Source organism: Stenotrophomonas sp. YJH_SMC_8, from assembly GCF_059371315.1.
On record NZ_JCAFUL010000012.1, the window covers coordinates 14,009 to 41,004 of the forward strand.

The 26,996-nt window shown below is 67.7% G+C and carries 25 protein-coding genes; 7 read left to right on the top strand and 18 right to left on the bottom strand.

Annotation, left to right across the window (positions count from 1 at the left end; genetic code table 11):
- Positions 1-66 precede the first annotated feature (66 nt).
- From AC5P88_RS15270 to pdeM, 4 genes are read left to right on the top strand one after another with little or no spacing between them, the layout of a single operon-like run.
- A complete protein-coding gene (locus AC5P88_RS15270) occupies positions 67-1,065 on the top strand; it encodes a ligase-associated DNA damage response exonuclease (protein WP_495225431.1) in 999 nt (332 codons plus the stop codon).
- On the top strand, positions 1,062-2,669 hold the full coding sequence (locus tag AC5P88_RS15275) for an ATP-dependent DNA ligase (RefSeq protein ID WP_495225432.1): 1,608 nt from the start codon (positions 1,062-1,064) through the stop codon (positions 2,667-2,669). Before AC5P88_RS15270 ends, AC5P88_RS15275 begins: the two co-directional genes overlap by 4 nt.
- The gene (locus AC5P88_RS15280; RefSeq protein ID WP_495225433.1) at positions 2,666-5,125 is read left to right on the top strand and encodes a ligase-associated DNA damage response DEXH box helicase; all 2,460 of its coding nucleotides are present in this window, start codon (positions 2,666-2,668) and stop codon (positions 5,123-5,125) included. The genes AC5P88_RS15275 and AC5P88_RS15280 overlap by 4 nt, the downstream gene beginning before the upstream one ends.
- Positions 5,115-5,756 (top strand): ligase-associated DNA damage response endonuclease PdeM, encoded by a 642-nt coding sequence (gene pdeM, locus AC5P88_RS15285; RefSeq protein WP_495225434.1) that lies wholly within the window; start codon positions 5,115-5,117, stop codon positions 5,754-5,756. The genes AC5P88_RS15280 and pdeM overlap by 11 nt, the downstream gene beginning before the upstream one ends.
- Position 5,757: 1 nt before the next feature.
- Here pdeM and AC5P88_RS15290 read toward each other — a convergent pair whose 3' ends face one another.
- The 9 genes from AC5P88_RS15290 to rlmD form a co-directional block, all read right to left on the bottom strand.
- Positions 5,758-6,027 (bottom strand): hypothetical protein, encoded by a 270-nt coding sequence (locus tag AC5P88_RS15290; protein WP_111110957.1) that lies wholly within the window; start codon positions 6,025-6,027, stop codon positions 5,758-5,760.
- 180 nt (positions 6,028-6,207) lie between these two features.
- Entirely contained in the window at positions 6,208-7,476 is a 1,269-nt protein-coding gene (locus AC5P88_RS15295; protein ID WP_111110948.1) for an FAD-dependent oxidoreductase, read from the bottom strand.
- Positions 7,477-7,578: 102 nt separating this feature from the next.
- Positions 7,579-7,785 (bottom strand): cold-shock protein, encoded by a 207-nt coding sequence (locus AC5P88_RS15300; protein WP_005410590.1) that lies wholly within the window; start codon positions 7,783-7,785, stop codon positions 7,579-7,581.
- An 88-nt stretch (positions 7,786-7,873) separates the two neighbouring features.
- Positions 7,874-8,620: an S-methyl-5'-thioinosine phosphorylase gene (locus AC5P88_RS15305; RefSeq protein ID WP_006461208.1), complete on the bottom strand. Its 747-nt coding sequence runs from the start codon at positions 8,618-8,620 to the stop codon at positions 7,874-7,876.
- A gap of 82 nt (positions 8,621-8,702) precedes the next feature.
- Positions 8,703-9,257: a hypoxanthine-guanine phosphoribosyltransferase gene (locus tag AC5P88_RS15310; RefSeq protein WP_005410592.1), complete on the bottom strand. Its 555-nt coding sequence runs from the start codon at positions 9,255-9,257 to the stop codon at positions 8,703-8,705.
- Positions 9,257-10,264, bottom strand: a complete 1,008-nt coding sequence (gene nagZ, locus AC5P88_RS15315) for a beta-N-acetylhexosaminidase (RefSeq protein ID WP_111110950.1) — start codon at positions 10,262-10,264, stop codon at positions 9,257-9,259. Before nagZ ends, AC5P88_RS15310 begins: the two co-directional genes overlap by 1 nt.
- A 162-nt stretch (positions 10,265-10,426) precedes the next feature.
- Positions 10,427-11,122, bottom strand: coding sequence for a DsbA family oxidoreductase (locus tag AC5P88_RS15320; RefSeq protein WP_106551013.1), 696 nt, complete (start codon positions 11,120-11,122; stop codon positions 10,427-10,429).
- A 113-nt stretch (positions 11,123-11,235) separates the two neighbouring features.
- The gene (locus AC5P88_RS15325) at positions 11,236-11,721 is read right to left on the bottom strand and encodes a CYTH domain-containing protein (protein ID WP_495225464.1); all 486 of its coding nucleotides are present in this window, start codon (positions 11,719-11,721) and stop codon (positions 11,236-11,238) included.
- A 33-nt stretch (positions 11,722-11,754) separates the two neighbouring features.
- On the bottom strand, positions 11,755-13,089 hold the full coding sequence (gene rlmD / locus AC5P88_RS15330) for a 23S rRNA (uracil(1939)-C(5))-methyltransferase RlmD (protein ID WP_495225435.1): 1,335 nt from the start codon (positions 13,087-13,089) through the stop codon (positions 11,755-11,757).
- Positions 13,090-13,216: 127 nt separating this feature from the next.
- Between rlmD and AC5P88_RS15335 the strand changes: the two genes are divergently transcribed.
- Positions 13,217-13,945, top strand: a complete 729-nt coding sequence (locus AC5P88_RS15335) for a response regulator (RefSeq protein ID WP_099552126.1) — start codon at positions 13,217-13,219, stop codon at positions 13,943-13,945.
- Between the two features lie 647 nt (positions 13,946-14,592).
- Here the strand turns inward: AC5P88_RS15335 and recO are convergent.
- The 9 genes from recO to rpoE all read right to left on the bottom strand — a co-directional run bounded on the left by recO (position 14,593) and on the right by rpoE (position 23,261).
- Positions 14,593-15,312, bottom strand: a complete 720-nt coding sequence (gene recO / locus AC5P88_RS15340) for a DNA repair protein RecO (RefSeq protein ID WP_106551279.1) — start codon at positions 15,310-15,312, stop codon at positions 14,593-14,595.
- An 18-nt stretch (positions 15,313-15,330) separates the two neighbouring features.
- Entirely contained in the window at positions 15,331-16,227 is an 897-nt protein-coding gene (gene era, locus AC5P88_RS15345) for a GTPase Era (protein ID WP_005410599.1), read from the bottom strand.
- Positions 16,224-16,904 (bottom strand): ribonuclease III, encoded by a 681-nt coding sequence (gene rnc / locus AC5P88_RS15350; protein ID WP_106551280.1) that lies wholly within the window; start codon positions 16,902-16,904, stop codon positions 16,224-16,226. The genes era and rnc overlap by 4 nt, the downstream gene beginning before the upstream one ends.
- The gene (locus AC5P88_RS15355) at positions 16,894-17,277 is read right to left on the bottom strand and encodes a DUF4845 domain-containing protein (protein WP_495225436.1); all 384 of its coding nucleotides are present in this window, start codon (positions 17,275-17,277) and stop codon (positions 16,894-16,896) included. Before AC5P88_RS15355 ends, rnc begins: the two co-directional genes overlap by 11 nt.
- A gap of 52 nt (positions 17,278-17,329) precedes the next feature.
- Positions 17,330-18,124 (bottom strand): signal peptidase I, encoded by a 795-nt coding sequence (gene lepB, locus AC5P88_RS15360; RefSeq protein WP_014038087.1) that lies wholly within the window; start codon positions 18,122-18,124, stop codon positions 17,330-17,332.
- 54 nt (positions 18,125-18,178) lie between these two features.
- A complete protein-coding gene (gene lepA / locus AC5P88_RS15365; protein ID WP_495225465.1) occupies positions 18,179-19,972 on the bottom strand; it encodes a translation elongation factor 4 in 1,794 nt (597 codons plus the stop codon).
- A 180-nt stretch (positions 19,973-20,152) separates the two neighbouring features.
- The gene (locus tag AC5P88_RS15370) at positions 20,153-21,688 is read right to left on the bottom strand and encodes a DegQ family serine endoprotease (RefSeq protein ID WP_495225437.1); all 1,536 of its coding nucleotides are present in this window, start codon (positions 21,686-21,688) and stop codon (positions 20,153-20,155) included.
- 74 nt (positions 21,689-21,762) lie between these two features.
- Positions 21,763-22,644, bottom strand: coding sequence for a sigma-E factor negative regulatory protein (locus tag AC5P88_RS15375; RefSeq protein ID WP_495225438.1), 882 nt, complete (start codon positions 22,642-22,644; stop codon positions 21,763-21,765).
- The gene (rpoE, locus tag AC5P88_RS15380; protein ID WP_005414197.1) at positions 22,641-23,261 is read right to left on the bottom strand and encodes an RNA polymerase sigma factor RpoE; all 621 of its coding nucleotides are present in this window, start codon (positions 23,259-23,261) and stop codon (positions 22,641-22,643) included. Before rpoE ends, AC5P88_RS15375 begins: the two co-directional genes overlap by 4 nt.
- A gap of 235 nt (positions 23,262-23,496) precedes the next feature.
- On the opposite strand from rpoE, the gene AC5P88_RS15385 reads away from it, so the two are divergent.
- A complete protein-coding gene (locus AC5P88_RS15385) occupies positions 23,497-25,560 on the top strand; it encodes a 3-hydroxyacyl-CoA dehydrogenase NAD-binding domain-containing protein (protein ID WP_106551284.1) in 2,064 nt (687 codons plus the stop codon).
- A 571-nt stretch (positions 25,561-26,131) separates the two neighbouring features.
- Positions 26,132-26,995, top strand: a complete 864-nt coding sequence (locus tag AC5P88_RS15390; protein WP_049427674.1) for a pirin family protein — start codon at positions 26,132-26,134, stop codon at positions 26,993-26,995.
- The last annotated feature ends 1 nt before the right edge of the window (position 26,996 follow it).

The following is a 26,996-nucleotide window of genomic DNA, read 5'->3' on the forward strand; positions in this document are numbered from 1 at the left end:
GCACCGCCAAGCCCGTGTTCAGGCCGGTTCTCACCCCGTGCACGAGACGCACGCCACAGTGGCCGCATGGCAGGCAATGATGATCTGGTGGTGCTGCGCCCGGAAGGGCTGTACTGCGCAGCTGGCGAATTCCATATCGACCCGTGGCGCCCGGTCCCGCGCGCGGTCATCACCCATGGCCACGGCGATCACGCGCGCCCGGGCATGGGCGAGTACCACTGCAGCGAAGGCAGCCTGCCCATCCTGCGCTGGCGGCTGGGCGATGTGCCGGTGCAGGTGCATGCCGAAGGCGTGCCGTTCCGCCTGGGCCGGGTGCAGGTATCGCTGCATCCTGCCGGCCATGTGCTCGGCTCGTCGCAGGTGCGCATCGACGATGGCGAACAGGTCTGGGTGGCGTCCGGCGACTACAAGCGCCAACCGGACCCGACCTGCACGCCCTTCGAAGTGGTGCCCTGCGATACGTTCATTACCGAAGCGACGTTCGCGCTGCCGATCTATCGCTGGCCGGACACGCCTGCGGTGGCTGCGGAAATCGTGGCGTGGCGCCGCGAATGCGAACAACGTGGCGAAGCGGCGATCCTGCTGTGCTATGCACTCGGCAAGGCGCAGCGGGTGCTGGCCGAGCTGTTGCCACTGGACGACCGCCCGGCCTGGCTGCATGGCGCGATCGCCAATGGCGTGGCGGTCTATCGGCAGGCCGGCGTGCCGATGCTGGAGACGCTTACCGTGGCCGAACAGGGGCGACATCCCGATGCCGCCGGCCAGCTGATCCTGGCCCCGCCCTCGGCCGCAGGCACGCCATGGATGCGCCGCTTCGGACCGCATCAACTGGGGTTCGCCTCGGGCTGGATGCAGCTGCGCGGCAATCGGCGGCGACGCAACGTCGACCGTGGCTTCGTCATTTCCGATCACGCTGATTGGCCCGCGCTGCTGCAGACCATCGAACAGACCGGCGCACGGCGGGTCATCGCCACCCATGGCAATACCGATGCGTTGATTCCGTTCCTGCGCGAGCGCGGCGTGGCGGCTGAAGCCTTCCGCACCGATTTCGGGAGCGAGGAATGAAGAGCTTCGCCGCGCTCTACCAGCGCCTGGACCGCAGCACCGCCACGCTGGACAAGCGTGCGGCGCTGGTCGACTACTTCCGCCAGGCGCGCGCGCATGACGCGGCGTGGGCGATGTACCTGCTCAGCGGCGGCAAGGTGGGCGGCGCACGCCGGAAGATCGCCGCCAGCGGCGAACTGCGCGCGTGGGTGAGCGAGGAATCAGGCCTGCCGCCATGGTTGGTGGAGGACAGCTATGCGCAGGTGGGCGACCTGGCCGAAACGTTGACCCTGCTGCTGGATGACCCGGCGCAGGTTGCCCCCGACCGCCCGCTGGCCGACTGGATCGAACAGCACCTGCTGGCCGTCGCCAACCGGCCGGAGGAGGAACGCCGGGCCGCTGTGCTCGCGGGGTGGCGACAATTGCCGGCCAGCGAACGACTGGTGTTCAACAAGCTGCTGACAGGCGCCCTGCGGGTGGGTGTTTCGCAACGCCAGGTACAGCAGGCGCTGGCCGAATGGTCCGGCCTGGACATCGCACGCATTGCCCAGCGCATGCTCGGCGAGTGGGTGCCCTCGCCGGGTGTGCTGTCCGAGCTGCTGTCGCCGGACGAGCTGCCATCGGACCGGCAGCAGCCCTATCCGTTCTTCCTCGCCTCGCCGCTCGAAGGCGCCCCTGCCGAGCGCCTCGGGCCCATCGACGACTGGCTGCTGGAGTGGAAATGGGACGGCATCCGCCTGCAGCTGCTGCGCCGCCGCGGCGAGGTGGCGCTGTGGTCCCGCGGCGAGGAACGACTGGATGGCCGCTTCCCCGAGATCGAGCACGCAGCGCTGGCGCTGCCGGAAGGCTGCGTGCTGGACGGTGAGCTGCTGGCATGGGACGAAGCCGGCAACCTGCCGCGCGCGTTCACCGCGCTGCAGACCCGCATCCAGCGCCGCAAGCCGGGCGCGGCGACGTTGCGCAATACGCCGGTGCGCGTACTGGCGTACGACCTGCTGGAACGCGAGGGCGAGGATCTGCGCGGGCTGCCGCTGCAGCAACGGCGCGCACAGTTGGCCGAGGTCATCGGTACGCTGGATGATGCGCGGATCCAGATTTCGCCCGACGTCGCAGCGGACGACTGGCCGCAGGCCGCCGCGATGCGCGATCTCGCACGCGAACGCGGCGTGGAGGGGTTGATGCTGAAACGGCGCACGTCCCCCTACCAGGCCGGACGCCGCCGCGGCGACTGGTGGAAATGGAAGGTCGATCCGCTCACCCTCGATGCGGTGCTGCTGTACGCACAGGCCGGCCATGGGCGGCGCAGCACGCTGTACACCGACTACACCTTCGGGGTCTGGGACGGCGACACGCTGGTGCCGGTCGCCAAGGCCTACTCGGGCCTGGATGACAAGGAGATCCTCGCGCTCGACCGCTGGATCCGCGCCAATACCCGCGAGCGCTTCGGCCCGGTGCGCAGCGTGCGTGCCGAGCAGGTGTTCGAGCTGGGCTTCGAGGCGGTCAACCGCAGCTCACGGCACAAGTCGGGCATCGCCGTGCGCTTTCCACGCATCCTGCGCTGGCGCCACGACAAGCCGGCCAGCGAGGCCGACCAGCTCGCCGCCCTGCAGGCCTTGGCGCGATGACCCGCAGCCAGGCGCTGCGCCGGCTGGAAGACTGGTTCGCCGGTCGCGGCTGGCGCTCGCTGCCGTTCCAGCGCGCGATGTGGCGTCACTATCTCGCAGGCGAATCCGGCTTGCTGCATACGCCTACGGGCAGCGGCAAGACACTGGCGATGTTCGGTGGGCCGCTGCTGCAGGCGATGATCGATCCGCTGCCGCCACCCCGCCGCGCCAGTGCGGTGCGGCCACTGCAGGTGCTCTGGGTGACGCCGCTGCGCGCACTGGCCAGCGACACCGCGCGCGCGCTGCAGACGGTGGTCGACGGACTGGGGCTGGGCTGGCGGGTCGGCCTGCGCAGCGGCGATGCCAGCAGCCGCGAGCGACGACAGGCACGCGAGGGCCGCGTCGACGTGCTGGTGACCACGCCGGAATCGCTGGCGCTGCTGCTGAGCTATCCCGATACGCTGCCCCGCATGCGCCAGCTGCGCTGCGTAGTGGTGGACGAATGGCACGAACTGCTGGGCAACAAGCGTGGGGTGCTGCTGCAGTTGAACCTGGCGGTGCTGCGCGATACCGCCCCTTCATTGCAGCTGTGGGGCCTGTCGGCCACCCTGGGCAATCTGCCCCAGGCCCGCGACGTGCTGCTGCCTGACCAGCCGGAGGCACCGATCGTGCAGGGCGTTCGCCCGCGCGCGATCACCGTGCGCAGCCTGCTGCCGGAACCCGGCGAACGTTTTCCATGGGCCGGGCACCTGGGGCTGGCACAGCTGTCGCGCGTGCTGGATGCGCTGATGCAGGCGCGCAGCAGCCTGCTGTTCACCAATACCCGTGCCCAGGCCGAGTTGTGGCACCAGGCATTGGCGGCGGTCTGGCTGGAAGACGCCGATACGCTGGCACTGCATCACGGCTCACTGGACCCGGCACTGCGCCAACAGGTGGAGGACGGCCTGCGCGCAGGCAGGCTGCGTTGCGTCGTCGCCACGTCCAGCCTCGACCTGGGCGTCGACTTCCCGGAGGTCGACCAGGTGCTGCAGCTGGGCAGCCCGAAGGGCGTTGCGCGGCTGCGCCAGCGGGCCGGGCGTGCACGCCACCGTCCCAGCGCCCGTGGCGCCATCCTGTGCATCCCCAGCCATGCGCTGGAACTGGCCGAGTACGCCGCCGTGCGCCGTGCACTGGCCGAAGGCGTGGTCGAAGCACGCAGGCCGCCAACGCTGTCGCTGGATGTGCTGGCCCAACATGCGGTCAGCCGCGCGCTGGCCGGGGGCTTCGACGGTGACACGCTGCTGGCGCAGGTACGGCGCACGCATGCCTTCGCGTCTCTCGGTGACGCTTCATGGCAGGCCGTTTTGACGTTCATCGTGCAGGGCGGCCAGGCCCTGGCCCAGTATCCCGACTTCCACAAGGTCGTGCGCGATGCCGATGGCAGCTATCGCATGCATGATCGCCGCCAGGCGCTGCGGCACCGCCTGTCGATCGGCACCATCAGCAGTGATGGCAGCGTGCGCGTGCAGTTCCTGCGCGGTGGCGGGCTTGGTGCAGTGGAGGAACAGTTCGCCAGCCGCTTGCGCCGCGGTGATCGCTTCCAGTTCGCCGGGCGCCTGCTGGAACTGGTGCAGCTGCGCGACATGACCGCCTTCGTGCGGCTGGCACGGGGGCGCGGTGATGGTGTGGTGCCGCGCTGGCAAGGGGGCCAGCTGCCGCTGTCGATGGCGCTCGGCCGCGAACTGGAAGCAGTACTGTCCGGTCGCGATGACAGCGCGGAATCGCGCTGGCTGGCGCCACTGCTGGCACTGCAGGCGCGCTTGTCGGCACGTCCCGGTGCGGATCATCTGCTGGTGGAAGACGTGAGGCGCCGAGACGGCCAGTTCCTGTTCATCTATCCCTTTGCCGGCCGCCACGTGCACGAAGCGTTGGCGGCACTGTTGGCGCTGCGCAGCACCCGCCAGCAACGCAACAGCATCGGCTATGCGGTGAACGATCACGGTCTGGTGCTGGCGCCGGCGCAGCCGATCGATCTGGATGCGTCGCAATGGCGCGCGTTGTTCAGCAATGACCGGTTGCTGGATGATCTGCGCGCGGCGGTGAACCTGGGCGAGCTGGCGCGACGCCAGTTCCGTGGCATCGCGCGCGTGGCGGGCCTGCTGGTACCCAGCCTTCCTGGTGGCATGCCACGGTCACTGCGCCAGCTGCAGGCGTCCGCGGGCCTGCTGTACGACGTGCTGCGCGAGCACGATCCGGACCACCTGCTGCTGGCACTGGCGGAACGTGAAGTGCTGTACGACAGCCTCGACCTGCCGGGGCTGCAGCAGGTACTGGAGCGCATCGGCACGCAGCGGTTGTCGGTGCAGCGCCCTTCATCACTCACGCCACTGGGCTTTCCACTGTGGGCCGAACGCCAGCGTGGTCAGTTCAGCAACGAAGACTGGCGTACACGCGTACAACGCGCGGCGCAGCAGCTGGAGCGTCGCCATGGCCGATGAACTGCCCCTGCTGCTTGCCGGAGAATCCGTGGTTCTGGTTGGCGCGCGTGCGCTGTACTGGCCCGCGCGGCAGGCACTGCTGATCGCAGACCTGCACCTGGGCAAGGCCGATGTGTTCCGCCGTGCCGGCATCGCGCTGCCCAGCGGCGGCACCGGCGAAGACCTGCAGCGCCTGCAGCGGCTTCTGGACCGGCATGCCTGCCGCGAACTGTGGATCCTGGGCGACATCCTGCATGGACCGGCGCATCGCGCCGCGTGGTACCAGCAGTGGCTGGGATGGCGCGAACGCAATGCCGCGCTGGACGTGCATGTTGTTCGCGGCAATCACGACCGGCAGCTACCGCATGCGCAGCTGCAGGTTCAGATCCACGATGATGTACGGCTGTCGCCGTTCCTGCTTCGGCATGAGCCGATGCCCGATGCGGCGTTGCACGTGATCGCAGGACATCTGCACCCGCAGATCGCTCTGGCGCCCTTGCGAAGGCGCTTCCCCGCATTCTGGTTGCGTGACCGGATGACGATCCTGCCGGCCTTCTCCGCATTCACTGCCGGCATCGTGCCTGCCCCCGCCCGCGGCGAACAGATGATCGCCTGCGTGGAGAGCGGTCTGGTGGAACTGCCGGTCGCCTGACTCAGGCCGGGCGAATGCCCAGCTGCGGCATCAACTGGAAATCAGGCGTGTCGTCCTCACGCCGCCGCGGCAAGGCCTGGATTGCCGCCAGCATCTCCTGCGCGCAGGTGCGGATGCGTGCGTGGTGTTCCGGTGACGCATGGCTGATCAGGCTGCCGACATGGAACTCGAATACATCCTCCAGTACGTCGGGCTGGTCCTCGTGCAGCATCTGCAGCAGTCCGCGCAGCTTGCAGATTTCCGATTCCAGCTCCTCGACCGCGAACAACATGGCATCCTCCTCTTCAACATCAGGCGGCACGTCCGGGCCGCAACAGGCCGCAACGGCAGCGTAGCCCGGGCCACGCGCGATGTTGATCACGGAAAGGAAAACGGGCGACGCGCAGTCGCGTGCAACCTACTTCTCGCACATCCGCGGTGAGGCAACCGTTAATTCACGTGATGGCTCGCTTCACGCGCTGGCCGTGACCACGTTGCTGCGAGGCATGTCCATCGTCGTGGCCAGTGCGTCGATGAAGGCCGGATCCAGCGTGAGCGAACCGAACCAGCCCTGCTGCGTTCCACTGAGCACGCGCAGCATGTGGCCACGGCCTCCGGGCAGGCGCCCCATCGGGCCCAGCAGCACGTCGCGCGCCTTCGCCCAGGCATCGCGGTCCGACTGGAACAACGGCGTCAGCCAACGGCTCCAGCGCTGGTAGACCGCCACATGCGCCCTGCGTTGCGCCTGGTACGCCTGCAACGCTTCGGCACCACCGCCATGCGTGCGAACGGCATCGCGCAATGCCAACGCATCGAGCAGCGCCATGTTCACCCCCTGCCCCAGCTGCGGGCTCATCGCGTGCGCGGCATCCCCTGCCAGCACCATGCGGCCCTGGTGCCAGCGCGTCATCACTGCATCGCGATAGACCGCGCGCGCCAGCTGGCCGGCATCGCGCAAGTGGGCGAAGCGCGCACTGGCCTGCGGCCACAGCGCATGCAGCTCGTCCAGCCAGGGCGTCATGCCATCGGCCTGCCAACGCTCGAAGTCGGCGCGTGGCAGGCTCCAGAAGAAGCTCAGGCGCGGCGTGTCATCGCCGGGGCGCGTACCGACCGGCAGCAGGCCGATCATCTTGCGCGCGGCCACGTAGCGCTGCCGCAGCTCCTGCACGTGCGGCCAGTCTTCGGCCGGCAACAGGCACCACAGCGCCCCCCACGGGTACACGCGGTCCAGCCCGGCACCGCCAGCGATCGTGCCGCGCAGCGCAGAGGCCGCGCCATCGGCGGCCACCACCAGATCGAACGGGCCATGCGTGCGCCCATCGCTGTCGCGCAGGCGTCCATGCCCGGCATCCACCTCGGTGATGGTGGTACCGGCATGCAGCTGGCCAAGCCCGCCACGGGCATCATCCAGCAGCGAGAACAACGCCCCACGCTGCATGCCCAGTCCGTGCAGGCGCGCATCCAGGCCGTCGTAGCGCATGTCCATCACCGCGCGCTCGCATGGCGTGTCGCCATACAGGCGGTGCACCGGCGCCGCATGCGCGCGCACCGCATCCAGCAGGCCCATCTGCCACAGCACCTGCAGGCCGCTGGGCTGCAGCAGGAAACCTGCACCCACCGGCCCCGGCGTGGGCACGCGTTCGAAGATTTCCACCTCGTGGCCGTCACGGGTGAGCAGGATGGACACTGCCTGTCCAGCGGTGCCGTAGCCGATCACGGCGATACGCAGTCGTTCCGTCATGGCCGCATTGTGCCCGAGGCGGGTGGATCGCGAACGGCCCGCGGGCACGCCGCGCAAAAAAAACCCCGCCGAAGCGGGGTTTTCAACGCACTGTCGAGTGGATCACTCGGCCGGCGTGATGTTCGAAGCCTGGGCACCCTTCGGGCCCTGGGTCACGTCATAGGTGACACGCTGGCCTTCCTGCAGGCTGCGGAAGCCCTTGGAGTTGATGGCGGAGAAGTGCGCGAACACGTCGGCGCTGCCATCCTCCGGCGAGATGAAGCCAAATCCCTTGGCGTCGTTGAACCACTTGACGGTACCGTTCGGCATGGTGATGCGAGACCTTATGCAATGAATGGGTGGTGTACGCTGAACCCGCGCACAAGCTGAGTATGCAAAGCTTGCTCGGGGAAGACAATCACCCCCGCGCCAATTCGCCCACCAGTTCCGGAAGTCCGTTGCTCGCCGCCTGTACGTTGGCCAGCACTTCGGCCATCGTAATCTCCTCGCCATCACCGCAGCCCGCCGCCCAGTTGGCGATGATCGCCAGGCAGGCGTAATCCAGCCCAAGCTCCCGTGCCAGCGCGGCTTCGGGCATGCCGGTCATGCCCACCAGATCACAACCATCGCGGCGCATGCGGGCGATCTCGGCGATGGTTTCCAGGCGTGGGCCCTGCGTCGCGCCGTAGCAGCCACCGTCATGGACCGTGACACCGGTCACTTTGGCCGCCGCCAGGATCTTGCTGCGCAGCATCGGCGTGTACGGGTGGCCGAAATCGACGTGGACCACGTCGGTGCCTTCTTCTTCACAGATGGTGCTGATGCGGCCCCAGGTGTAGTCGATGATCTGGTCCGGGCAGGCCAGCACGCGCGGACCGAAATCCTCGGTGATGCCGCCGACCGTGTTCAACGCCAGCACGCGCTGCGCGCCCAGCTGCTGCAGCGCGGCCAGGTTGGCGCGGTAGTTGATCTTGTGCGGCGGCAGCGAGTGGCCTTCACCATGGCGCGCCAGGAACGCGACGCGATGGCCGAGCAGCGTGCCCACGCGCACCGGACCGGACGGGCGGCCGAAGCGGGTGTCGACCTCGTGGGTCTGCACGTCGTCGAGCTTGGCCAGGTTGTAGACACCGGTACCGCCGATCACGGCCAGGGCGATCTGTTGCATTCGAAGCACTCCATGAAAAGACGAACGCCGGCACCCGAGGATGCCGGCGATGGAAGAAGACACGCCGCAGGCGGCTGCGCCGTTATTCCTTCATTGCGTAGATGGCCGGCACACAGCGCAGGGTTTCGTTGACGTCCATGCCGAAGCCGAACACATAGCGGTCCGGCAGTTCGATGCCGGCGTAATCGGCGGTCACGTCCGGCAGCGCGCGGTCGTGCTTCTTCACCGTCATCGCGGCGATGCGCACATCGGTGGCGCCTTGCTCCAGGCACCAGGTGCGCACGCCCTGCAGGGTGTAGCCCTCGTCGAGGATGTCGTCGACCAGCAGCACGCGGCGGCCGAACAGCGAGGTGGCCGGCTTGTGCTTCCAGACCAGGTCGCCGCCGGTGGTTTCGCCACGGTAGCGGGTGGCGTGCAGGTAATCGAACTGCACGTCCTGCCCGCGCGCACCCAGTTCCAGCGCCAGCTGGCCGGCGAAGGGCAGCGCGCCGTGCATGATCGACAGGAACAGCGGCACCTCGCCCTTGTAGTCGCGCGCGATGGCGTCGGCGATACCAGCAATGGCCTTGTCGATGGTGGGGCGGTCGACCAGCAGGTCAGCCTGGGCCAGGGCCTGGGAAATGGTGAGGTTGGGCATCAGACGGTTCTTCCAAGGGTTTCAAGCAGACGGGTTTGGGTATCGCCATGGCGGGCATCGGCCAGCAGGCCATCCCAGCCAAGCGCGCCGCGGCCGATCAGGCCCAGCAGCGCAGCGGTATTGAGGGAGCGCCCCTGCACCGCGTGCAGGGCTTCATCGACCAGCTCCGGGTGGCAGACCAGCACCACGTCGCAGCCGGCGTCCAGATGGGCGTGCACGCGCGCCGGTACGCCGCCGGCACTGTGCGAGGCGGCCATGCCGATATCGTCGGAGAACACCACGCCACGGAAGCCGAGCTCGCCGCGCAGGATGTCCTGGATCCAGCGCGGCGAGTAACCGGCTGGTTCCGGCGCCACCTGCGGGTAGATCACGTGCGCCATCATCACCGCGTCGGCACCGGCGGCGATGCCGGCCTGGAAGGGCACCAGGTCCTGCGCACGCAGCTCGTCCAGCGCGCGCGGGTCGATCGCGGTGTCCACGTGGGTGTCTTCCAGCACGGTACCGTGGCCGGGGAAATGCTTGAGCGTGGCGGCCATGCCGACCGAATGCATGCCACGCACGTAGGCGGCGGTGAACGCGGCCACCACCTGCGGGTCTTCACTGAAGGCGCGGTTGCCGATGGCACGGTTGCCACGGCCAAGGTCGACCACAGGCGCGAAGCTCAGGTCCACGCCGCTGGCCCGTACCTCGCTGGCCATCAGCCAGGCGTGCCGTTCGGCCAATGCCAAGGCCTGCTGCGGGTCGGTGGCATACAGCGCACCAATGTCCTGCAGTGGCGGCAGATCGCTGTAACCCTCGCGGAAACGCTGTACGCGGCCGCCTTCCTGGTCCACGCAGATCAGCTGCGGGCGCGGCGCGGCGGCGCGGATGGCCGCGCTCAGATCGGTCACCTGCTGGCGCGAGGCGAAGTTGCGCTTGAACAGCACGACCCCGGCCACGGCATCGTGCTGCAACCAGTCACGTTCCTGGGCAGTCAGTTCGGTGCCGGCAACGCCGATCAGCAGCATGGTCGATCTCCACAACGCGCGCCCGCATGGCGCAGTGCCGCATTGTCGCAGAACCGGCCGACAGGCGCAGTGGTCAAGGCAAAAGGGGCGTGTGGGGTCAGCGCCGCAGTGCGGATCTGACCCCGGGGTCGGATCCCCGCAGGGGCTCTGACCCCGCGCTGCTCAGACCTTGCAGCCGTCCGGGCCGCAGGCCTCGTCGCCATCGGCCGGGGGCTCTGGCGCGCCCTGCTCGGCGGCGATCTGGCGCAGTGCGTTGGCGAAGGCCTCGGGCGGCTGCGCCCCGGAAATGGCCCACTTCCCATCGATGACGAAGGTCGGCACCGAAGAAATGCCCAGCGCATGGGCCTGGGCCAGCTTGGCGTCCACTTCGGCCAGGCCGCGATCGGAGGCCAGCATCTGCGCGATCTCACCCGCATCGAGGCCGCCAGCGACGCCGGCCTTGATCAACACCTGCGGGTCGGCCAGGTTCTGGCCCTGCTCGAAGTGGGCGCGGAACAGCGCCTCGCCCACCGCGTCCTGCACGTCGTGCTGCCCGGCCAGCCACAGCACCCGGTGCGCCGGCAGCGTGGTCACCCGCACCTGGCCCTGGCTGAAGTCCATTGGCAGCCCTTCGGCACGCGCGGTGGTCTGGGTCTGGCTGAGGATCTGCTCGGTACGTTCGGCACCGCCGAACTTGCGCACGTAGGCCTCGCGCAGCGGTACCGGTGTGGCGTCCGCGTCCGGATCCAGCTGGAACGGCTGCCAATGGATGTCGAGCTCAGGCGCGTCGGCGCCCAGCAACTGCACGCCCTGCTGGAAACGATGCTTGCCGATCCAGCACCAGGGACAGACCACGTCGGAGTAGATGTCGATTCTCATCCCCCCAACATGGGGCCCACCCTCGCCGAAAAAAGGGGACGGAGGGGATTAAGTCGCTTTCCGCACAGGCGGGGTAAAGACGACTTAATCCCCTCCGTCCCCTGTTCAGGGGTTCACCACTGTGAATAGGGGTGGCTGGCGAGCGCGACGTTGTAGTAACGGGCGTCGTCGGTCACTTCGGCGCCAACCCAGTCCGGCAGTTCGATGACCTGGTCAGCGCTGTCCAGCTCGACCTCGGCCACCACCAGGCCGGCGTTGTCGCCGAGGAATTCATCCACTTCCCAGGTGAGCCCGGCGTGCTCGACCAGATGACGGCGCTTGTCGATAAGGCCGCCAACACAGAGCGCCAGCAGCGCGCGCGCGTCGTCCACCGGGATCGGGTAGTCGAACTCCTGTCGGGTGTGGCCGATGGTGCGCGACTTCAGGTTGAGCGCGGCGTGGTCGCCTTCGATGCGGACCCGCACCGAGGCATTCTGGGTGCCGCGGTCGAGCGCACCCATATCGTTGATGTAACCCTGCGCCATCGGGATCACCCGATGCGCGGCGGCACGCCAGCCGTCACTGCTGACGAGGTATTTGCGTTCGATTTCGATGCCCATCGCGCCATTATGCGCGATGGGCATGACAGCCGATCAGCGCTTTTCGAACACCGCGATGCTTTCCACGTGTGCGGTGTGCGGGAACATGTCCATGGCACCGGCGCTGACCAGGGTGAAGCCCTGTTCGTTGACCAGATAGCCGGCATCGCGTGCCAGCGAGCCCGGGTGGCAGCTGACATAGACGATGCGCTTGAACTGCTTCAGCGGCAGCTGCTGCAGCACTTCGATCGCGCCCGAGCGCGGCGGGTCCAGCAGCAGCTTGTCGAAGCCCTGGCGCATCCACGGGGTGCTGCGCTGGTCCTGGGTCAGGTCGGCGCTGAAGAACTGCGCGTTGGCTAGGCCATTGCGCTCGGCATTCTCACGGGCGCGCGCGACCAGGCCGGCATCGCCTTCCACGCCGACCACTTCGCGCACGCGGCGCGCCAGCGGCAGGGTGAAGTTGCCCAGGCCGCAGAACAGGTCCAGCACGCGCTCGTCCTCACCTGGCTCCAGCAGGTCGAGGGCGTGGGCGATCATCTTCTCGTTGAGCTTGGCGTTGACCTGGATGAAGTCCAGTGGGCGGAACGCCAGTTCCACATCCCACGGCGCCAGCCGGAACGACAGCGGCACGCCCTGCCCGTCCAGCGGCTGCACAGTGTCCACGCCGCCGGACTGCAGGTAGATCACGAAACCATGCTGCTGGCCAAAGGCGGCCCAAGAGGCGCGGTCGGCATCGCTGAGCGGCTGCAGGTGGCGCACGGTCAGCACCACGGCCTGGTCACCGGCGATGAACTCGATCTGCGGAATGTCGCGCTTGCCATCGAGCGATTCGATGAAGGTCGACAAGGCTTCGACCTTGGTGCCGATCTCGGGGATCACGGTCAGGCACTGGCTCAGGTCGGCGACGAAGCGCGGATCCTGTTCACGGAAGCCGACCAGGGTCTTGTCCTTCTTCTCGACCCGGCGCACCGAGAACCGGCCCTTGCGGCGGTAGCCCCAGCTCTCGCCGACCAGCGGCGCCAGCACGGTGCCCGGCTTCACGTGGCCGATGCGCTCCAAGTTGTCCATCAGCACGCGCTGCTTGGCGACGATCTGCTGCTCTTCGTCCAGGTGCTGCAGCACGCAGCCGGCGCAGGTACCGAAATGCGGGCACTTCGGGGTCACGCGCTGGGGCGAGGCCTGCAGTACTTCCACCGTGCGTGCCTCGTCGAAATGGCGGCTGCGGGCGGTCTGTTCGGCCATCACCACCTCGCCCGGCAGGGCGCCACTGATGAAGGTGACCTTGCCACCCTCGCCTTCACGGCGGGCGACGCCGCGACCATCATGGCTGAGGTCGAGGATCTCGGTCTGGAACGGGGTACGGTCGATGCGGGAGCGGGATCGGGCCACGTGGCAACAGGCTGCGGGCAAAAATGGGGGCACATTGTCGCAGATCCTGACTGGCAGGGTCCGGACCCGCTTGCGCCCGCCGCCGCCGTGCTTGATGATTGCAGCAGCTGACATGGAGGCAGCCCTGATGCAGATGACCCCGCGGGCCAGCCGGCCCCGCTTCCTGCTTGTCGAGGACGACATCATCAGCCGCGGTTTTTTCAAAGCGGCGTTGGAAACGTTACCGGCGGACGTGGACACCGCAGATTCATTGGCCAGTGCGCTGGCCAGCGCCGAGCCCGGCGCGCATGACCTGTGGCTGATCGACGTCAACCTGCCGGACGGCAACGGCGCGCAGCTGCTGCGTGAACTGCGCCGTTCGCACCCTGATACCCCGGCATTGGCGCATACCGCCGATGGCGACACCTCCATCCATGCCCGCCTGCGTGAAGCTGGCTTCAGCGACACGCTGGTCAAGCCGCTGGGCCGCGACCAGTTGCTGAAAGCCGTGCGCCGCGCGCTGGTGAACAGCCCGGCTGGGATCTTCGTTGCCCCGGCCCCGGCAGCGGTCGAGCTGCAGGTGCAGGACTGGGACGAGACCGCGGCACTGGCCGCGCTCAATGGCCAGCGCAACCACCTGATCGCCCTGCGCGAGCTGTTCCTGGCCGAGTTGCCGGGGGTACGCGACGCGGTCGAGCAGGCCGTGGACCAGCACGACGAGCGCCAGCTGCGCAGCCAGCTGCACCGGTTGCAGGCCAGCTGCGGGTTTGTCGGCGCGGCTCGGTTGGGGCGTGCGGTACGCCAGCTGCATCATGCGCCGGAGTCTGGACAGGCGCAGGCCGGGTTCCGCGCCGCGGTGGCTGCCCTGCTGCATTGAGGGTTGCTCGGCGGGGCTGCGCCCTGCACCCGCAGAGGCTTCAAGCCAAGCCAAGCCAAGGCAACGGCAACAGCAACAGCAACAGCAACAGCAAAAGCAACAGCAAAAGCAAAAGCTGGCATTCCGTGGGTTGGCGGGGCGGTATCGGAGTGCGGGGACGCCGTAAACCCGTCCATGGGGGCTTGGCAGCCGCATCCATGCGGCTGACACCCCGCACTCCGATACCGCCCCACCTCTGACAGTTTTCCGTGATCGGGTAGATCCACGCCATGCGTGGATGAATTTCTGTCAGATATCGAAATCAATCTGGGGTCAGATCCGTTTTCCGAGGGAAAACGGATCTGACCCCGTCGGCATGTCCAACAGCTCGCGGAAAACTGTCGAAGGCGGGGTGGGTCCGGTTGCGGGAGTGTCCGCGGCATGGATGCCGCGGCCAAGCCCCCAAGGGTGAGGGCGCTTTGCTTGCGAAGCACTGCTTCGCAAGCGCCCGAACGCACAGCCGCCAGCGGCTGGGCCGGACCGCGGAGCGGGGTTTACGGCGTCTCCCGCAACCGGACCCACCCCGCCTACCCACGGACAGCCAGCTTTTGCTTTTGACGTTGACGTTGATTCGGCAGGTGCAGGGCTGCAAGCCCTGCCGAACACCCCTACCGTCGGGGGGCCAGCTGCTCCAGCAGTTCCCAGGACTTCAGGCCGCGGGCACCCAGGTGATGGGCCAGCACCCGCCGCATTGGCAGGCGCAGGCTGGCCAGGTCGGCCGCATCGGGTTCTTCGTCGGCGGCCAACGCCAGCAGCGCCGAGCCGGTCGCGGCTGCCCGTCGTTCTCCGCCGCGCTCGCTGAGCAGACGCTGCGCCCCTTCCTGGGGATCCAGTTCGTAACGTGCCGCCGGGTCGATCGGCTGGCCGTCGCTGGCACTGTCCAGTTCGAAGCCCAGGCCCAGTGCGGTCAGCAGCTCACGCTCGAAACGACGCAGCGTCCAGGCCAGGCCGGCACCGACCGCCAGCCGCGCGCGCGCTTCGCCATAGGCCAGATACAACTCAGGCAACGGGTCCTGGCGGGGTGCCAGGCGCAGTGTCAGTTCACTCAGGTAGAAGCCGGCCAGCATCGCCTGGCCGACCAGCCGCGGTGCGGCGTCCAGCGCTTCGGCGCCGCGCAGCTGGGCCAGTTCACCGCGCTGCTGGGCACTGAAGCGGATCCACTGCAGCGGCTGCAGGGCGGCGCGCAGCACCTGGCCCTTGGCGGTGGACACGCCACGCGCGAGCAGGCCGATGCGGCCATGCTGCGCGCTCAACACCTCGACCAGCAGGCTGGTCTCGCGGTAGGCCCGCGCGTGCAGCACGAAGCCGGTGTCGTCCTCGATCATCATCGAAGCGACCGCAACGGCTTACTCGTAACCGAAGGCCTTCAGCGCGGCCTCGTCATCGGACCAGCCTTCACGCACGCGCACCCAGGTCTCAAGGAACACCTTGGCCCCGAACAGACGTTCCATCTGCAGGCGGGACTTGGCGCCGATCTCCTTGAGGCGGGCGCCGCCCTTGCCGATCACGATGGCCTTCTGGCCTTCGCGCTCGACCCAGATCACCGCACCGATGCGCAGCAGGTTGCCGTCCTCGGTGAAGCGTTCGATCTCAACGGTGGTGGCGTACGGCAGCTCTTCGCCGAGCTGGCGCATCAGCTGCTCACGTACCAGTTCGCCGGCCAGGAAACGCTGGCTGCGGTCGGTGATCTCGTCCTCGCCGAACATCGGCGGCGCTTCCGGCAGCAGCTTCAGCACGTCGCGCACCAGTGCTTCCAGGCCGTTGCGCTTCTGCGCCGAGATCGGATGCACGGCAGCGAAATCACGGCCCTCGGTCACCTGCTGCAGGAACGGCAGCAGCGCGCCCTTTTCCTTCAGGCGGTCGATCTTGTTGACCACCAGCACCACCGGAATGCCAGCGTCGCGCAGCACATTGAAGGCCAGGCTGTCTTCTTCATCCCAGCGACCGGCCTCGATCACCAGCAGGCCGGCATCGACGCCTTCCAGCGAGCCGCGCGCGGCGCGGTTCATCACCCGGTTCATCGCCCGCTTCTGCACCTTGTGCAGGCCGGGGGTGTCGACCAGCACCAGCTGGCCTTCCGGGTAGGTGGCGATGCCCAGCAGGCGATGACGCGTGGTCTGCGGGCGGTTGGAAACGATGCTGACCTTCGCACCGACCAGGGCATTGGTCAGGGTCGACTTGCCCACGTTCGGGCGGCCGATGACGGCCACGCTGCCGCAATGATGAGGGGTTTGTTCGCTCACTTGGAATCCAGTTGTTCTAGGACGGCCGCAGCCGCCTGTTGTTCGGCAAGCCGCCGCGAGGCGCCTTCGCCCTCGGTGCTGGCGGCCGGGTCCGCTACGTTGCAGCGTACCCGGAAGTGCTTGGCATGGTCGTCACCGGATTCTGACACCAGTTCATACTGCGGCAACGCCTTCTGTCGGGCCTGCAGCCATTCCTGCAGGCGGGTCTTGGGGTCCTTCTCGGGCCGGCCGGTGGCCGGCAGTGCCTCGATCGAGGCGCCGAACCAGGGCAACACCACCGCCCGGCAGGCCTCGAAGCCGGCATCCAGATAGATCGCGGCCACCACGGCTTCCACCGCGTCGGCCAGGATCGAGTCGCGGCGATGGCCGCCCGACTTCATTTCACCCGGCCCCAGGGTCAGCCGCTCACCCAGCTGCAGGGTACGCGCGATCACCGCCAGCGCTCCTTCACGCACCAGTTCGGCGCGGGCACGGGTCAGCGCACCCTCGTCGGCCTTGGGCCAGCGCTGGTACAGCGCCTCGGCCACCATCATGTTGACGATGCTGTCGCCCAGGAACTCCAGGCGTTCGTTGTGCGGCGCGCCGGCACTGCGATGGGTCAGCGCCTGCTTGAGCAGGGCCGGATCGCCGAAGGGATGACCGATGAGGTCGCCGCGTTGGATGAATTTACTGGGCACCGCTTCGTGTCAGGTCCTGGGAAGAATCGAATTTGCCAACCACATCGAGGTTGCCGATCAGCTGGCGACGCACTTCGTAGTTGACCTTGAGGGTCCAGCCATTGTCGCGACGGTCGAACTTCACGTTGGCCGGCTTCACATTGTCCGAGTAGTTGATGTACAGGCGCTTGAAGAACAGGTCCTGGATCCGCGACGGCTCCATGCTGCCCACGCCCGGCTCGTTGGCCAGGCTCTTCATCGCCGAGCGCACGGCGTAGTACTCCTGGTATATCGGGAACAGCTTCATGCCGATGTAGAGGAAGAAGCCGACCACGATCAGAACCGTCAGGAACGAGGTCAGGGTCATGCCGCGCTGCGTGTTCATCGCCTTCATTGCGTTCTCCCCAGATACGCGTTGGATGTGAAAGTACTCAGTTGATGCCCGATCAGTTGATGCTCGAGCCGATCCGCGACGGCTCGAAGCCATCCTTGCAGAACCAGCCCTGGCAGTTCAGCCAGATCAGGAAGGCCTTGCCGCGCAGGTTCTCTTCCGGCAGCAGGCCCCAGAAACGGCCGTCGTCGCTGTTGTCACGGTTGTCGCCCATCACCAGGTACTTGCCGGCCGGCACGGTCCACTGGCCCTGGCCACGCGGATAGTCGGTCTCCAGCACGGTGTGGGTGCGGCCCGGCAGGTGCTCGACCAGCAGGTTGGCGCCTTCACCCTGGCCCTTGTGGCCGGCGTAGATGCCCTTGTTGTCGTACTTCAGCGGCTCGCCATTGAGGATCACGCCGTCGCCTTCGAAGACGACGGTGTCACCCGGCACGCCGATCACGCGCTTGATGAAGTTCTCGCCCTTGGCCGGGTCGTTGTCGCTGTGGCCGGGGAAGTGGAACACCACCACGTCGCCACGCGAGGGCTCGCCGAACGGCACGATCTTGGTGTTGCTGATCGGCAGGCGCAGGCCGTAGGAGAACTTGTTGACCAGGATGAAATCGCCGATCAGCAGGTTCGGCATCATCGAGCTGGACGGGATCTTGTACGGTTCGGCAATGAAGCTGCGCACGATCAGCACGATCGCCAGCACCGGGAAGAACGCACGCGAGTAATCCACCAGCACCGGCTCGGAATCGAGCAGGCCGGCGCGCTGGGCGCGACGCTTGGCGAGGTACAGCTTGTCCGCAAGCAGGATCAGGCCCGAGGCCAGGGTCAGCACGACCAGGAGGATCTCAAACAGTTTCATTCAGGGTCCTTTGCAACGTCACCGGACGACCGGCCCCGCAGGGCCGGTGCGGGATTACTTGTTGTCCATCTGCAGCACGGCCAGGAACGCTTCCTGCGGAATCTCCACACGGCCGACCTGCTTCATGCGCTTCTTGCCTTCCTTCTGCTTTTCCAGAAGCTTCTTCTTGCGCGAAACGTCGCCACCATAGCACTTGGCCAGCACGTTCTTGCGCATGGCCTTGACCGTGGTACGGGCGATGATCTGCGAGCCGACCGCAGCCTGGATGGCGACGTCGAACATCTGGCGCGGGATCAGGTCCTTCATCTTCTCGCACAGCTCGCGGCCACGGCGGTCGGCATGGCTGCGATGCACGATCAGCGACAGCGCGTCGACCTTGTCGCCGTTGATCAGCACATCCACGCGGACGAACGGGCCGGCATCGAAGCGCACGAAGTGGTAGTCCAGCGAGGCGTAGCCACGGCTGACCGACTTCAGCTTGTCGAAGAAGTCCAGCACCACCTCGGCCATCGGCAGCTCGTAGCTGATCTGCACCTGGCTGCCCAGGTAGTTGATGCCGATCTGGCTGCCGCGCTTTTCTTCGCACAGCTTGATGATGTTGCCGATGTACTCCTCGGGGGTGAGCACGTTGGCACGGATGATCGGCTCGCGGATCTCCTCGACCTGGTTCACCGGCGGCAGCTTGGCCGGGTTGTCCATGTTGATGATCGAGCCATCGGTCTTCAGGACTTCATACACCACCGTCGGCGCGGTGCTGATCAGGTCCAGGTTGTATTCGCGCTCCAGGCGCTCCTGCACGATCTCCATGTGCAGCATGCCCAGGAAGCCGCAGCGGAAGCCGAAGCCCATCGCCTCGGAGCTTTCCGGCTCGAAGCGCAGCGCGGCATCGTTCAGGCGCAGCTTGTCCAGCGCTTCGCGCAGGTCCGGGTAATCCTCGGCATCGACCGGGAACAGGCCGGCGAACACGCGCGGCTGCATTTCCTGGAAACCGGGAAGCGGCTTCGGTGCCGGGTCGCCGGCCAGGGTCAGGGTGTCGCCGACCGGCGCACCGTGCACGTCCTTGATGCTGGCGGTGACCCAGCCCACTTCACCGGCACGCAGCGCCGGCAGCACTTTCCGCTTCGGCGTGAACACGCCGACGTTGTCGACCTGGTGGTTGCGGCCGGTGGACATCACCTGCAGCTTGTCACCGGCCTTGATCTCGCCCTGCATCACGCGCACCAGCGAGACCACGCCCAGGTAGTTGTCGAACCACGAGTCGATGATCAGCGCCTGCAGCTTCTCGGTATCGCGCGGCGTCGGCGGCGGGATGCGATGCACGATCGCTTCCAGCACATCCTGCACGTTCAGGCCGGTTTTGGCGCTGACCGGCACGGCGTCGGAGGCGTCGATGCCGATCACGGCCTCGATCTCGGCCTTGGCGCGCTCGACGTCAGCGGTCGGCAGGTCGATCTTGTTGATCACCGGCACCACTTCCAGGCCCTGCTCCACCGCGGTGTAGCAGTTGGCCACCGACTGCGCTTCCACGCCCTGGGCAGCATCGACCACCAGCAGCGCGCCTTCGCAGGCGGCCAGCGAGCGGCTGACTTCATAGGAGAAGTCGACGTGGCCGGGGGTGTCGATGAAGTTCAGATGGTAGGTCTGCCCGTCCTTGGCCAGGTACGGCAGCGACACCGACTGCGCCTTGATCGTGATGCCACGCTCGCGCTCGATCGGGTTGGAGTCGAGCACCTGCGCTTCCATCTCGCGGGCCTGCAGGCCACCACAAAGCTGGATGATGCGGTCGGCCAGCGTGGACTTGCCGTGGTCGACATGGGCGATGATGGAGAAGTTGCGGATGTTCCGCATCGAATCAGAAGACATAGGTGGCGGCGGCGCGCGGCGTCGTCAGGGTAACGGTCGATTATCGCATGCCCGGCGCCCCGCCGCGAAAGCGGTCTCATCGGGGGCCGCCCGGAACGGCCGAAGCCCCGCCAGGGCGGGGCTTCGGGGGACGGACAAGGGCCGCGGGGGCGGCCCGGGCAGGCCTTACTGGCCGGCCTTCACCGCCACGAAGGCGCTGTTGCCGTTGCCGGTGCGCACCAGCAGCATCACCACGTCGTCCTTCTTGTAGCTGGACAGCGCCCGGTTCAGGCTCTCCACGCTGCCGACCGGGGTGCGGCCGACCTGCAGGATCACCATGCCAGGAGACAGGCCGGCATCACGCGCCGCCTGGCCCTTGACCCCGGTGATGCGCACGCCTTCGTTGCCATCCAGGCCGAACTGCTTGCGCTGCGGCGCGGTCAGGTCGCTCACGTCCAGGCCCAGCAGGGCGTTGGCGCCGGCCTGCGGTGCCGCATCGGGCTTGGCGGCAGCCGCCGCACGGGCATTGCCCTGACCGTCTTCGCTCAGCGCCGTGAGCGTGGCACTGAGATCGCGCGGCTTGCCATCGCGGATCACACCCAGGGTGACACGGCTGCCCGGCGCCATCGCACCGATCAGCGGCGGCAGGTCGGACCAGCTGTTGACCGGGCTGCCGTTGACCGAACGCACCACGTCGCCGATCTGCACACCGGCCTTCTCCGCGGCACTGCCAGCGACGATCTGATTGACCAGCGCGCCTCGGCTGTCGGGCAGGCCCAGGCCCTGCGCCTTCAGCGCATCGATCGGCTCGACCACCGCACCCAGCTGGCCACGGGTGACCTTGCCGCTCTTCTTGATCTGCTCGACCGCGCTCATCGCCAGGTCGATCGGGATCGCGAAGCTGATGCCCATGTAGCCGCCGGAGGCGGAGAAGATCTGCGAGTTGATGCCGACCACTTCGCCACGGGTGTTCAGCAGCGGACCACCGGAATTGCCCTGGTTGATCGCCACGTCGGTCTGGATGAACGGCACGTAGCGCTGGTCGGCGCCACCGGTGCTGCGGCCCAGTGCACTGACGATACCGGCAGTGACCGAGTGGTCGAGGCCGAACGGCGAACCGATCGCGACAACCCACTGGCCCGGCTTCAGGGTGTTGGAGTCACCCACGCGCACGGTCGGCAGGTTCTTGCCGTCGATCTTCAGCAGGGCGACGTCGTACTGCTGGTCGCTGCCCACCACCTTGGCGGTGAACTCGCGGCTGTCGCCCAGCTTGACCTTCACGTCACTGGCGTCGGCCACCACGTGGTAGTTGGTCAGCACATAGCCATCGGGCGAGATGATGAAGCCCGAGCCCATGCCACGGCCCTTGATGCTGGGACCGCCATCCTGCCCACCCGGGCCCTGCCCCGGCATCGGGAAGTCAGGGCCAAAGAAGCGGCGGAAGAACTCCGGCATGTCATCGTCGCCGCCCATCGGGCCGCGGGAGGCCTGGCGGTTGTTGCGGACGATGGTGGTGTCGACGTTGACCACGCCCGGGCCGACCTGTTCGACCAGGTTGGTGAAGTCGGGCAGGCCACTGACCAGCGGCGCCGCGGGCGCCCGCGGCGCCGCGGCCGGCGCAGGCTGGGTCTGCGCGGCAGGCGCCGGCGCCTGTGCGCAGGCCATCAGCGGAAGGGTCAGGGCCAGCAGGCCAATGGCCTGCGTGCGGAGTCGGGGAGTCATCGGACGGCAACCTCCGGATCGGGTGGAAAGAGGAATACGGGCCCCGCCGACGGCGGGGCGTGAAGGCGCCCAGCTCAGTCGCGCGGGCGCGGCGGCACCGGCAGGTCGTCCTGCAGGCGCGGCTCGAACGGGTAGAACGCGGCACCACCGGCATGGGCCGGGAAGCTGGCATTGAGCGCACCACCGGCGGCGGGCGCCAGGCTGGAGCGCGGCCATGGCCGGGCCTGCAGCCCACCGACCTCACCAAACGGCAGGTTGCGGTTGGCGTTGGCCGGTACGGTCGGGGTCAATGGTGCCTGCGCGGCGGCGATGGCGCGCTGCGGGGTGTCGTCGCGCTGGGCGGCACGTGCGGCCTGCTGGCTGCGCGTGGCACTGGCACGGCGGGCGTCCTGGCGGCGGTTGGCCGCGGCCATCGCCACGGCCGGCACGCTGGCCACCGCCATCGCGGCGGTGTCCACCGAGGCTTCGGTCACCGGAGCCGGCTGAGACGGCGCCGGCGGCAGTTCTGCCTGGCTGGCGATCACCTGCGGTGCCAACGGCTCGCCGGGAGTGGCCTCCTTCAGCTTCTCGCCGCCTATGAACAGGGCGACCGCAGCAACCGATGCGGCCAGGGCCGCGCCGCCACCCCAGGCCCGCCAGCCACTGCGGCGCACCTGACGGCGGGGTTCGGCCTGCGGCGTCGGCTCGGCCGCGATGGCGGCAGCCACGGCGGCACTGAACCCGGCCGGCGCCAGTGCCGAGGCCTGCCCGCGCATCACATCGCCCAGCAGCTGCCAGCGTTCCTGGCAGCCGGCCAGTTCGGGGTCATGCTCCATCCGGCGCAGCAGGAAGCGCGCTTCATCGGCACCCAGCTCGCCATCGACCAGGGCCGACAGCTGCTCGCGATGGCGCTGGTCCAGGCGCTGCCCGGCGGGCGATTGATGGTTCTGCGATTCGTTGAACGGATTACTGGTCATACGCGGCTCTTCTCACGGGTGGCGCTGCCGATGTCCAACAGCGGCCGGAGTTCGGTGTCGATCGCCTCGCGCGCGCGGAAGATCCGTGAACGCACGGTGCCGATCGGGCACCCCATTTTCTGCGCGATTTCCTCGTAGCTCAGGCCTTCCACCTCGCGCAGGGTGATCGCCGACCGGAGCTCTTCCGGCAGCGCGTTGACGGCCTTCATCACCGTCTGTTCCAGCTCCTGGCGCATCAACTCGCGTTCGGGCGTGTCGGTGTCGCGCAGGCGCGTACCACTGTCGAACTGTTCGGCATCGCCGATGTCGATGTCATCGGTCGGTGGCCGTCGATTGTGTGAAGCCAGGTAGTTTTTGGCGGTATTCACGGCGATTCGATGCAACCAGGTTGAGAACTGGGCATCGCCACGGAAACTTCCGATCGCGCGGTAGGCACGGATGAAAGTGTCCTGGGCGACGTCCTGACATTCGCTCCAGTCGGCGATGTAGCGACCGACAAGGGCCACCACGCGATGCTGGTACTTGCGCACCAGGACATCGAACGCGGCGCTCTCGCCGTGCTGCACGCGCCGGACCAGTTCCAGATCCAGCTCCTGTGGTGTATCAACCTCGGCCATGAGGGGCCGCACTCCTGTCAGCCCAACCGACGTCGGGCAATGAGACTGCCAATCCCGGGAAAAGTTCAGTCGCCGATCACCCGGCGCCGCACCAGCTTTTAACCACCGTTCCGTTAGCGTCCCGGTCCACGGCCATGGATCCGGGGTCGCCACTCCCCTGCTATTGGGATTTGACGCGGGGGAAACAACCTCTGGATCATAGCCGCTTCTCCATACACAACCGGATGGAACGTCCATGCTCTCAGGCTTCGATGGTCTCCGCTTCAGCCACTGGCACCCCGAGATCCGCGACGACGGCGTGGTGGTCCTCTCCCTGGATCGTCAGGACAGCAGCGTCAACGCGATGTCGCAGGACGTGCTGCTGGAACTGGGGGACCTGCTGGAACGCATCGCGCTGGACCCGCCCAAGGGCGTGGTGATCCAGTCGTTGAAGAAGGCGGGGTTCATTGCTGGCGCGGACCTGAAGGAGTTCCAGGAGTTCGACCGCCGCGGCACCGTCAACGACGCCATCCGCCGCGGCCAGGCCACCTACCAGAAGCTGGCCGAGCTGCCCTGCCCGACCGTGGCGGCCATCCATGGCCACTGCCTGGGCGGTGGCACTGAGCTCGCACTGGCCTGCCGCTATCGCGTGGCCTCCAATGACAGCAGCACCCGCATCGGCCTGCCGGAAACCCAGCTCGGCATCTTCCCCGGCTGGGGTGGCAGCGCGCGACTGCCGCAGCTGGTGGGTGCCCCGGCGGCGATGGACATGATGCTGACCGGCCGCACCCTGTCGGCCTCGGCCGCGCGTGGCATCGGCCTGGTCGACAAGGTGGTGGCACCGGCGGTGGTACTCGATACCGCCGTGGCGCTGGCCCTGTCCGGCACCACCCGCCCGTTCAAGCAGCGCGCCACTGCGTGGGCGACCAACACCTGGCTGGCCCGCACCCTGCTGGCCCCGCAGATGGTCAAGCAGGTCGCGCGCAAGGCGAAGAAGGACCAGTACCCGGCGCCCTACGCGCTGATCAGCACCTGGCAGCGCAGCGGCGGCAAGCCGATCCAGGCACGCCTGGATGCCGAACGCCGTGCGGTGGTGAAACTGGCCAGCACCCCGACCGCGCGCAACCTGATCCGCATCTTCTTCCTGACCGAGCGCCTGAAGGGCCTGGGTGGCGGCGACTCCGGCATCCGCCACGTGCACGTGGTCGGCGCCGGCGTGATGGGCGGCGACATCGCCGCGTGGGCCGCGTACAAGGGCTTCGACGTAACCCTGCAGGACCGCGAGCAGCGCTTCATCGACCCGGCCATGGAACGCGCGCAGGCGCTGTTCGCCAAGAAGGTGCGCGACGAGAGCAAGCGCCCGGCGGTGGCCGCACGCCTGCGTGCCGACCTGGAAGGCAACGGCGTGGCCGAGGCCGACCTGGTGATCGAAGCCATCATCGAGAACCCGGAAGCCAAGCGTGCGCTGTACCAGACGCTGGAACCGAAGATGAAGGTGGATGCACTGCTGACCACCAACACCTCGTCGATTCCGCTGGTGGAACTGCGTGACCACATCCAGCGCCCGGCGCAGTTCGCCGGCCTGCACTACTTCAACCCGGTGGCGCAGATGCCGCTGGTGGAAATCATCCACCACGATGGCATGGCGCCGGAAACCGAGCGCCGCCTGGCCGCGTTCTGCAAGGCACTGGGCAAGTTCCCGGTGCCGGTGGCCGGCAGCCCCGGCTTCCTGGTCAACCGCGTGCTGTTCCCGTACATGCTGGAAGCGGCCACCGCGTATGCCGAAGGCATTCCGGGCCCGGTGATCGACAAGGCGGCGGTGAAGTTCGGCATGCCGATGGGCCCGATCGAGCTGATCGATACCGTGGGCCTGGACGTGGCCGCCGGCGTCGGCCGCGAGCTGGCGCCGTTCCTCGGCCTGCAGATTCCGGCCGCGCTGCAGACGGTGGAACCGGACAAGCGCGGCAAGAAGGACGGCCAGGGCATCTACACCTGGGAGAACGGCAAGCCGAAGAAGCCGGACGTGGCCAGCGATTACCAGGCCCCGGCCGATCTTGAGGACCGCCTGATCCTGCCGCTGTTGAACGAAGCGGTGGCGTGCCTGCACGAAGGCGTGGTGGCCGATGCGGACCTGCTGGATGCGGGCGTGATCTTCGGTACCGGTTTTGCCCCGTTCCGTGGCGGTCCGATCCAGCACATCCGGGCGGTGGGTGCCGATGCGATCGTCGAGCGGCTGAAGGCGCTGCAGCAGCGCCACGGCGACCGCTTCGCCCCGCGCCCGGGCTGGGACAACCCCGCCCTGCGCGAACCGGTGGTGTAAGAGGTTTTATCGGCTGGGCCTGCGGCCCGGCACCCGCAGAGGCAACCGCCGAAGCAAAAACCAGAGCCAGAGCCGGAGCAACAGCCGGCTCTGGCTTTTCTGTTTGTTGGGCGGGGCGGATCATTACGAACTGGTGGGTGTCGACCTTGGTCGACACCAGGAGCGAAGCGACCGGCGTTTGATTTTGATTTTGATTTTGATTTTCTTTTTTCTTCTACGTGGTTGGACGCACGCGGAAACTGTCAGAGGCCGGGCGGGTGGGTTGCGCAGGACCGTTGGCGCCATGGATGGCGCCATCGAGCCCCCATGGGTGAGGACGCTTTGCTTGCGAAGCACTGCTTCGCAAGCGCCCGAACGCACAGCCGCCAGCGGCTGGGCCGGACCGCGGAGCGGGGTTCACGGCGTGTCCTGCGCAACCCACCCGCCCGGCCAAGCACGAGATACGCATTGCGCGTCCAGCCACGAGGGGCTGCGCCGTTGGCTGGAACAACCTGTTACCCATACGGGGCATGTCCCCGTCACACCTGCATGCGATGCTGGCGCTCTGATCCCTGCCAGCGAGAACGCCCGCATGACCACCATCATCGCCCCGCGCGTGCACGACATCGGCGGCCTCGAAGTCCGTCGCGCCGTCCCCACCCTGCAGGCCCGCAGCATCGGCTCGTTCGTGTTCGTCGACCAGATGGGCCCGGCACTCATGCACCCCGGCACCGCCATCGACGTGCGCCCGCATCCGCATATCGGCCTGGCCACCGTGACCTACCTGTGGTCGGGTGCGATCGGCCACCGCGATACGCTCGGCTCTGACCAGGTGATCCGTCCCGGTGACGTCAACTGGATGACCGCCGGCCGCGGCATCGCCCATTCCGAGCGCACGCCGCAACCGGACCGCGACCATGACAACCCGATCCACGGCATGCAGACCTGGGTGGCGTTGCCGAAGTCGCACGAGGAAATCGAACCGGCGTTCTACCACCACGCGGCGGCCACCCTGCCCGAGCAGCGCCGCAACGGTGCCTGGCTGCGCGTGATCGCCGGCCGCGCCTATGGCGAGGAATCGCCGGTGAAGGTGTTCGCCGACACCCTCAACGTGGCGATCGATCTCGACCCGGATGCGGAAATCGACATCGACGACGGCCATCGCGAACGCGCGCTGTACATCCTCGAGGGCGAGGCGCAGCTGGATGGCGTGGACATCCCCGCGCAGCACCTGGTGATCCCGGAAGCCGGCGCGCGTGGCCGCCTGCGCGCGAAGACGCCGGTGAAGGCGATGCTGTTCGGCGGCGAGCCGCTGGATGGCCCGCGTCATCTGTGGTGGAACTTCGTATCCAGCTCGAAGGAACGTATCGAGCAGGCCAAGCACGATTGGGAAGCCGGCCGCTTCGGCACCATTCCGGGCGACGACAAGGAATTCATCCCGCTGCCGCAGTACTGAA

What these genes read in the sequence shown, in the direction of transcription:
- AC5P88_RS15270 (WP_495225431.1), top strand. Translation starts at nt 67, where the DNA reads ATGGCAGGCAATGATGATCTGGTGGTGCTGCGCCCGGAAGGGCTGTAC.
- AC5P88_RS15275 (WP_495225432.1), top strand. Translation starts at nt 1,062, where the DNA reads ATGAAGAGCTTCGCCGCGCTCTACCAGCGCCTGGACCGCAGCACCGCC.
- AC5P88_RS15280 (WP_495225433.1), top strand. Translation starts at nt 2,666, where the DNA reads ATGACCCGCAGCCAGGCGCTGCGCCGGCTGGAAGACTGGTTCGCCGGT.
- pdeM (WP_495225434.1), top strand. Translation starts at nt 5,115, where the DNA reads ATGGCCGATGAACTGCCCCTGCTGCTTGCCGGAGAATCCGTGGTTCTG.
- AC5P88_RS15290 (WP_111110957.1), bottom strand. Translation starts at nt 6,027, where the DNA reads ATGTTGTTCGCGGTCGAGGAGCTGGAATCGGAAATCTGCAAGCTGCGC.
- AC5P88_RS15295 (WP_111110948.1), bottom strand. Translation starts at nt 7,476, where the DNA reads ATGACGGAACGACTGCGTATCGCCGTGATCGGCTACGGCACCGCTGGA.
- AC5P88_RS15300 (WP_005410590.1), bottom strand. Translation starts at nt 7,785, where the DNA reads ATGCCGAACGGTACCGTCAAGTGGTTCAACGACGCCAAGGGATTTGGC.
- AC5P88_RS15305 (WP_006461208.1), bottom strand. Translation starts at nt 8,620, where the DNA reads ATGCAACAGATCGCCCTGGCCGTGATCGGCGGTACCGGTGTCTACAAC.
- AC5P88_RS15310 (WP_005410592.1), bottom strand. Translation starts at nt 9,257, where the DNA reads ATGCCCAACCTCACCATTTCCCAGGCCCTGGCCCAGGCTGACCTGCTG.
- nagZ (WP_111110950.1), bottom strand. Translation starts at nt 10,264, where the DNA reads ATGCTGCTGATCGGCGTTGCCGGCACCGAACTGACTGCCCAGGAACGT.
- AC5P88_RS15320 (WP_106551013.1), bottom strand. Translation starts at nt 11,122, where the DNA reads ATGAGAATCGACATCTACTCCGACGTGGTCTGTCCCTGGTGCTGGATC.
- AC5P88_RS15325 (WP_495225464.1), bottom strand. Translation starts at nt 11,721, where the DNA reads ATGGGCATCGAAATCGAACGCAAATACCTCGTCAGCAGTGACGGCTGG.
- AC5P88_RS15335 (WP_099552126.1), top strand. Translation starts at nt 13,217, where the DNA reads ATGCAGATGACCCCGCGGGCCAGCCGGCCCCGCTTCCTGCTTGTCGAG.
- recO (WP_106551279.1), bottom strand. Translation starts at nt 15,312, where the DNA reads ATGATGATCGAGGACGACACCGGCTTCGTGCTGCACGCGCGGGCCTAC.
- AC5P88_RS15355 (WP_495225436.1), bottom strand. Translation starts at nt 17,277, where the DNA reads ATGAAGGCGATGAACACGCAGCGCGGCATGACCCTGACCTCGTTCCTG.
- lepB (WP_014038087.1), bottom strand. Translation starts at nt 18,124, where the DNA reads ATGAAACTGTTTGAGATCCTCCTGGTCGTGCTGACCCTGGCCTCGGGC.
- lepA (WP_495225465.1), bottom strand. Translation starts at nt 19,972, where the DNA reads ATGCGGAACATCCGCAACTTCTCCATCATCGCCCATGTCGACCACGGC.
- AC5P88_RS15370 (WP_495225437.1), bottom strand. Translation starts at nt 21,688, where the DNA reads ATGACTCCCCGACTCCGCACGCAGGCCATTGGCCTGCTGGCCCTGACC.
- AC5P88_RS15375 (WP_495225438.1), bottom strand. Translation starts at nt 22,644, where the DNA reads ATGACCAGTAATCCGTTCAACGAATCGCAGAACCATCAATCGCCCGCC.
- rpoE (WP_005414197.1), bottom strand. Translation starts at nt 23,261, where the DNA reads ATGGCCGAGGTTGATACACCACAGGAGCTGGATCTGGAACTGGTCCGG.
- AC5P88_RS15385 (WP_106551284.1), top strand. Translation starts at nt 23,497, where the DNA reads ATGCTCTCAGGCTTCGATGGTCTCCGCTTCAGCCACTGGCACCCCGAG.
- AC5P88_RS15390 (WP_049427674.1), top strand. Translation starts at nt 26,132, where the DNA reads ATGACCACCATCATCGCCCCGCGCGTGCACGACATCGGCGGCCTCGAA.